The following is a 7,052-nucleotide window of genomic DNA, read 5'->3' as shown; positions in this document are numbered from 1 at the left end:
GTGTGGCTGTTGGGGGGCGCGGGGGTGGCGGAGGCGGTGACGCCGACGAACGTGACGAAGGTGGCGCGGGTGACGGGCGCGACTCCCGCGGGGGAGCTGTTGCCGAACCCGAACCAGACGCACTCGAACTACGAGGTGTACGGCACGGACCTGGGCATCGTCTGGGACAAGGGCGGCGGTGAGGTGTTCGTCCTGTTCGGGGACACCTTCGGCGCGGGCTGGTGCGGCAACGGCGGGTGTGGCGGCGGGTGGCGCAGCAACGTGCTGGCGCGCTCGGCGGACGCCACGCTGTCCAACGGGCTCACGTTCACCACGATGGTGCAGGACGGCACGCGGCACGCGAAGGAGATCCTCCCGTCGCGCAAGGTGGACAACGACGAGATGACCGTCATCCCCACGGCGGGCGTCACCGTGGGCTCACGGCACTACATCCATTACATGTCCGTCAGGCACTGGGGGGATCCGGGGCAGTGGATCACCAATTACGCGGGCATCGCGTACTCGGACGACAACGGGCAGAGCTGGGTGAAACACGCGTCCGCCCGCTGGGCGAACAACGCTGGCTGGACGAATCCCTTCCAGATGGCGGCGATGGTGAAGAACGGCGGGTTCGTCTACCTGTTCGCCACGCCCAACGGCCGCTTCGGCAACGTGCACCTGGCGCGCGTGCCGGAGGGCGCGCTGCTGGACATCAACGCGTACCGCTACTGGGACGGCAACGGCTGGTCCACGTCACAGGCGGCGGCGCGGCCCGTGGTCATCGGCATCGCGGGGGAAATGTCCGTCGTCTACAACGCGGCGCTGGGCCGCTTCCTGATGACGTACCTCAACGAGCACCGGCAGGCCGTCGTCCTGCGCGACGCGGGCACGCCGACGGGGCCGTGGAGCGGGGAGAAGCTGCTGGCCACCGGCGCTGCCTTCCCCGGCATCTACAACGGGTTCATCCACCCGTGGGGCAACACCGCCACGGAGCTGTACTTCATCACCTCGCAGTGGACGCCCTACAACACGTTCCTGCTGCGCGCGTCGCTCACCCCCGACACGCAGGGTGACAACCTGCTGTCCGAGCCTGGCTTCGAGACGCAGGCGGCCACGCCGACGATGGCGCCCTGGTATCTCACGGGCGGAGGCGGCATCGACCGGGCGCTGGGCAACGCGCGCACGGGCCAGGACAACGGCTTCGTGCGTGGCACCAGCGGCTGGAACGCGCTCAAGCAGAGCGTCGTCGTGCAGCCCTACACGGACTACACGCTGAAGGGCTGGCTGCGCGCATCGCCCAACACCAGCCGGGGCTCCTTCGGCGCGCGTGCGGCGGGCAATGGCCCCCTCCTGGGGGAGTCCTCCTTCGGCGCCCTGGCGGCGTGGACGGAGCGCACCGTCACCTTCAACTCCGGCGCGAACTCCGTGGTGGAGGTGTACGGCGGCGTCTGGGCGGACGCGGGCGACACCTGGGCGCAACTGGATGACGTGAGCCTCACGCGGGGCGCGAACCTCGTCGCGCAGGGCGGCTTCGAACAGCAGCCCTCCGGCACGGCCACCTCTCCCTGGTCCACGCTGGGCAAGGCGGGCATCGACCGGGGGCTGGGCTTTGCTCGCACGGGCGCGAACAACGCGTGGGTGCGCAACAACACGGGGTGGAACGCCATCAGGCAGGAGGTCGCGGTGACGCCGAACACGCGCTACACGCTGACGGGCTGGGTGAAGACCTCCTCCAACCAGAACGACGGCTACTTCGGCGCGCGGGGGCTCAACAACGGGCCCGTCCTCAACGAGACGCACCTCACGCAGGCGCTGGGCAACTACACGCTCTTGAGCGTCACGTTTGATTCCGGCGCGAACCACGCCGTGGAGGTGTACGCCGGGACGTGGGCGAACGCGGGCGACACCTGGCTCCAGGTGGACGACGTGGCGGTGACGCGCGACTAAGCGGCGCGACCTCCCCTGCTGCTCAGGACTCCGCGGGGAACAGCGCGCGCAGGTCCTTGAGCGTGCGGGGGCTGGCGCCCCGGGGGCCGGTGACCCAGATGATCTCCGGCTCCAGCGCCAGCTCGCGCCAGGACACCGCGCCGCCGTCGGGCAGGATGACCTCGCCGTCCAGGCGCACCACCGAGTGGCGCCGCGACACCGCCTCCAGGCCGAACAGCAGCCGCTCCACGTCGGTCCAGCGCGCGGGGGCGAACAGCAGGTCCACGTCCGACAGCGGCCGGAGGAACGTCACGCCCGTGCGCAACTGCCACGCCAGCGAACCGAAGACGCCCACCGTGAGGTCCAACACGGTGCCCAGCGCGATGACGTCCTCCAGCGCGGGCTGCCACGTCGCGGGCGCGGTGGCCCGGGCCTCCGCCACGGTGGGCGGCGGCAACACGCGCACCACGGCCGGCCGTGCCACGTGCAACGCCAGGTGACGGCGGTCGGGCAGGGTGAGGCCCAGCCGCAGCTCGTCGTGCAGGTCCGGCATGTCCCGGCGGGCGACGGTGAAGGGACGGCCGTGCTGCTGCCACTCCGTCGCCAGCCGGAGCACCTCCGGGTTCAGCGGCGAGCGCAGGTGCTCCGCCCAGTCGGCGCCCAGGTACGCCCAGTCATGCCGTGCCGGACGCTCACCCGGCATCGACGGCGGCTCCCTCTGCCCGGGGGAAACCCGGACGTCCTTCCGAGGGGCGGGACGCGACGGCCCGGAAGGCTCGCGGAAGCGGAAGGGGGGGCCGGGGCAAGAAGGACATCACTCACCAAGTCATTACCCGGATTCACGCCCCGGGTGGGGCCCAACCTGCACGCGGCGGCGCGAGAGCCGTCGAGCAGGCCTCCGCCTGACGCGTCTCCCCGGAAAACCGGGTGGGAGTTCCTGCGCACGGGGCCCTTCTCCCGTACGGCAGGACGCTCGCGTGCCCGGTTCATCCTTCCGGTGGTGGCTGGAGGCTGCCTGCTCCCGTGGGCCCGCCGCTACCGGGGGAGCTGGAGCACGGGACGCACCGCGCTCACGTGCTGCCGGCGCATGTCGATGAGGATGTCGTAGTTGCGCGGCTCGGGGGCCTCGGGACCGGCGGCGAAGCGGTAGAGGCCGCCGATGTCCTTCTCCCGGGGGAAGCGCTCCTTCACGACCTCCTTGAGCATCTCCTTGGCCACCCACTCCGCATCCACGGAGACGGAGCCGAACTCGTCCAGGTAGTGGAAGGGCGCGGTGGAGTCCGCCTGCTTCGCGGTGAGGACGAAGACGCGCGGCTTCTGCGCGGGGATGACGAGGCTCGCGCCCTGCTCCATCAGCGCCAGCTCCCGCCCCTGGGGCAGGGCGAACAGCTCCAGGGACTGCTCGTGCGCGAGGAACGCGCTGAAGGCCACGAACCCGCTGAGCAGCAGCATGGCCATGCGGGGCCCATGCCGGGGCCAGACGGTGCCCAGGTTCACCAGGGACGCGGCGAAGAAGACGGCCCACACGCCCGTCAACGCGTTGAGCGTGCGGTAGGTGGGCCAGCGCTCCCCGGCGAGGAAGCTCACCGAATACGCCGCCGCCGACAGCGTCACCAGCGCCAGCAGCCAGCGCCCCACGCCGGTGAGCCCGGAACGGCGGCCTTCCACCACGACGCCCACACCCAGCAGCGTCAGCGTCAGCACCACCATGGCCCAGTAACCATCCATGTCGCCGGGCGTCTCGTTGAGCGCGGACAGCGCGAGCGCGTTGGGGAACACGTGCGTGAGCGCCCAGACGGTCTTGTCCACCCAGTGCTTCTCGAAGGACATCCGTGGCGAGGCCGTGAAGAGGCCCGTGGCGAACGTCACCCGGGTGACGGCGTACGCGAGCAGCAGCCCCACGCCCATCACCACCAGGTGCTTCGCCATCCAGCGCGCGGTGTCCTTCAGGGACGCGTCGCGGCGCGCCACCAGCGCCGCTGCCAGCAGCACCGCGTAGAACAGGCCGCTCACCTGATAGATGAGCGTCGCGGTGGCCATGGCCCCCACGGCCGCCAGCGTCCAGCGCCACCCGTGCGGCGCCGTTTCCTCCGGGTGTCCGATGGCGCGGCGGGCGCACGCGAAGGACGCCAGCCCCAACATCAGCGCCACCGCCTGCGGCCAGCAGATGCTCCAGTTGGCGATGACCTGCGCGGAGGGCGTCAGCGTCAGGAACCCCGCGAGCAGGGCCGCCGAGCCCGGCCTCCATCCTTCCTTGCGCAGCATCAGGAAGACCGCCGCCGCGAGCACACCCAGTCCGGCGACGCCCAGCAGCCGCAGTCCCATCAACCCGTCGATGCCGCCCGCCGCCTTCGCGGATGCCTCCAACATCCAGCCGTAGAGCGGACGGCCCTGCGAGGCGCAGACGCGGAGGATCTTGCCCGGCTCCTCGCGCGCCTCCCGCAGGATGGCGTAGTCGTCGCGCAGGCCGTAGCGGTGGACGATGGCGCTCGAATAGATGAGCCAGGGAAGCAGCAGCAGCATCGCCACCGTGCCGGGAACCACCAGCGCACGGGACGTGGGACGGGTCATCAACGAGAAGGCCATTGCGGTTGACGCAGTGTAGCAGAGCCCTCCCCACGACTCCCGGATGAACCGGGACACGACAAGGTTCCAGTCACGCTGACAAGCGCGGTGTTCCAACGACTTTCACGGAACGATGTCTGGGTTTGCGGTGGCCTCGCCGAACTCCGGGCCCCGGGGCTCGCGCACCACGGTGAGCACGGGCCGGGACTCCGCAAGCGACGGCGTGAAGAGCGACGGCTGGTCGGGATCCGCGAACACCGTGGCGAAGTCCTCCGCGGTGAGTCCGCGCGCCATCCGGGCCGCGAACGTGTCCTTGAGCAGGCGCACGTAGTACTCGACGTCGTAGTCGCGACGGTCGTCGCCGGCCGGTGCGCCGACGGCGAGTCGGGCCGCGGGTTCGCCTTCCTCCGCGTCCGGTTCCAGCAGCAGGCCCGCGCGGCCGCCCGTCGCGCGGTAGATGCGCACGCGCTCGCCCAGGGCCCAGTGTTCGCGGCCATTCGTGAGCAGCGCTTCGTAGGACAGCTCGCGCCGCTGCTTGCGCGTGGCCAGGTACTGCGCGGGCGACTTCGTCAGCCGCACCTGGGCCGTCACCTCGAAGGTGGGCACCTGGCGTCTTCTGAGCGCCATCACCGTGTCCACGTAGGTGTCCCGCACGGCGCGCACGTTCCCGGAGAGGAGATGTTGGAGGGCGCGGCGCAGGAAGTCCTCGCCATAGCGCTCCGCGCGGCTGGAGCGGAACGCCACGCCGCGCAGCAAGAGCGGCCCCGCGTAGGGTTGCAACGCGTAGTTCTTCGGCTCGTGCGACAGCATCGAGGCGTAGCGCCCGTCGAACTCCAGGCGCACGCGGGGCGGCAGCAGGGCCGCGACCTCCGACACCACGCGCCGCTCGTCGATCTCCGTCCACGCCTCCGGCACCGAGAAGTAGACGCCGTCCGTGTCCGCCTCCAGCAGCGTCACGCCCCGGCCCGCCAGCTCCCGGCACAAGAGGCCCAGCACCTCGCGTCCGTGCCGGGTCACCTCGTTGGCGGCGTGCACGTCGGAGAAGCGGGTGAGGCCCCCCGCGCCCATGTAGCCGTAGGCGGAGTTGATGACGATCTTCATCGCCGCGGAGAGCGCCTCGTGCGTGTGGCGCTCCGGCGAACCGGGCGGCGCCTTCTTCGCCTTCGCCTTGGCGTCCAGCCGCTGATCCACCAGCCGGTCCACCAGCGCGAGCAGCACGTTGAGCCGGTCGCGCTTCGGTCCAATCCGGTACTGGCGCATCAACGACGGGTAGAGGCTGGCCACGTCCGCCTTCACCACGTGGTGCGCGACGCCGGTGGCGAACAGGTGCAGCGCCGCGCCGCTGTGGGACGTGCCGTCGCCGGACTCGTGCGCCGGGAGCGCCGCGCCTTCGCGCAGGTACGCGCGCACCAGCAGCGGATCCAACACGCCGGTGGCCGGGCCCGCGTCCGCCAATCGCTCGTACCGCCGGGGCGCCATGCGCGCGAGCGCGAAGGCCGCGCCGCCCATCAGGTGCGCCAGCCCCGCGGCCTCCGTCACGTCGTCGCGCGCGTAGCGGCGCACCCGCTCCGGATCCTTCTGGAACACCTCGTACACGCGCGCGCCGGGGATGAGCTCACGCTCCGGGCCCGCGAGCCCCAGGTGCCGTGCCACCGCCTTGAGGCCATGGCCGGGCAGGTCGCGGGCGGAGAAGTCGTGCCGACGCACGGCATCCAACGTGTCGATGAACTCGCGGCCGGGCACGGTGTAGCGCGCGCGGCGCATGGCGTCCGCCTCGCGACCTCCGGGCCCCCGTCCCAGCGCGGCGCCCCGGGCGGAAGGTCGGTGGCGCAACCCCGGCAGGCCCGCGCGGCCCAGCGCCAGCGACACGTTCAGTCGCTTCGCGCGCTGATCCAGGAACGGCAGGTCGAAGCCGTGCAGGTTGTGGTTCTCCACCACGTCCGGATCCGCCTCCCGGATGCGCGCGACCAGCCTGCGCAGCAGGTCCGCCTCGCCCGCGTCGCCGTCCGCCGTCACCTCCAGCGTCTCCGTGCGTCCCTCCGGGTCCCTCAACGCGACGAGGAAGATGCGGTCCGTCGCCGGGTCCAGGCCGGTGGTCTCCAGGTCGAACTGGAGGCGGCGAAGGTCATCGAAGACGAGGTCGCGGAAGTACGTGCGCCCGGTGGCGACCAGGTACTGCTCCTCCGGAGGCAGCACCAGCACCGCGTGGGGACCCAGGTCGCGCAGGTGGCCCACGCGCTGGCCCAGCCGCGACGACGCGCCCCTCAGCACCGAGGCCCCCAGCGCCCGGCCGTCGTCCGCGCTCACCCGGTAGCGCAGCGCTCCAGGCCCTTCCAACTCGCGGAATGTCACCGAACCCGGTGCGTGCGACGCGCTCTCCGGCTGGAGAGAAGGGCCCAGATGCTCCAGGTCCTGGAGCGACGCGAGCAGCAGCCAGGGCCGGTAGCGTGCGTCCTCGCGAAGCCGCGCGGAGGTGCCCGGCTGCCGCTTCCACACGAAGGCGCGCCCGTCGGGCTCCGCCCACACCGACACGATGCCCGGCGTGGTGTCCCAGCCCCACAACCACGCGTCCTCCTTCGGAT

Annotated in this window: 4 protein-coding genes; 1 reads left to right on the top strand and 3 read right to left on the bottom strand. The window is 71.6% G+C overall.

Annotated features, from left to right (window positions below):
- A complete protein-coding gene (locus tag D7V88_RS36885) occupies nucleotides 1–1,926 on the top strand; it encodes a glycoside hydrolase family 183 protein (protein ID WP_120545263.1) in 1,926 nt (641 codons plus the stop codon).
- 22 nt (nucleotides 1,927–1,948) lie between these two features.
- Here D7V88_RS36885 and mdcG read toward each other — a convergent pair whose 3' ends face one another.
- The 3 genes from mdcG to D7V88_RS36870 form a co-directional block, all read right to left on the bottom strand.
- A complete protein-coding gene (gene mdcG, locus D7V88_RS36880) occupies nucleotides 1,949–2,608 on the bottom strand; it encodes a malonate decarboxylase holo-[acyl-carrier-protein] synthase (protein ID WP_120545262.1) in 660 nt (219 codons plus the stop codon).
- A 332-nt stretch (nucleotides 2,609–2,940) separates the two neighbouring features.
- The gene (locus tag D7V88_RS36875) at nucleotides 2,941–4,476 is read right to left on the bottom strand and encodes a hypothetical protein (protein WP_167509909.1); all 1,536 of its coding nucleotides are present in this window, start codon (nucleotides 4,474–4,476) and stop codon (nucleotides 2,941–2,943) included.
- 117 nt (nucleotides 4,477–4,593) lie between these two features.
- A partial coding sequence (locus tag D7V88_RS36870) for a DNA polymerase domain-containing protein (RefSeq protein ID WP_244238591.1) occupies nucleotides 4,594–7,052 on the bottom strand: 2,459 nt, incomplete at its 5' end.

The organism is Corallococcus terminator (assembly GCF_003611635.1).
GTDB classification, from domain to species: Bacteria; Myxococcota; Myxococcia; order Myxococcales; family Myxococcaceae; genus Corallococcus; species Corallococcus terminator.
The sequence above is the reverse complement of the archived record's forward strand: the minus strand, read 5'-3'. Positions and strand labels throughout refer to the sequence as shown.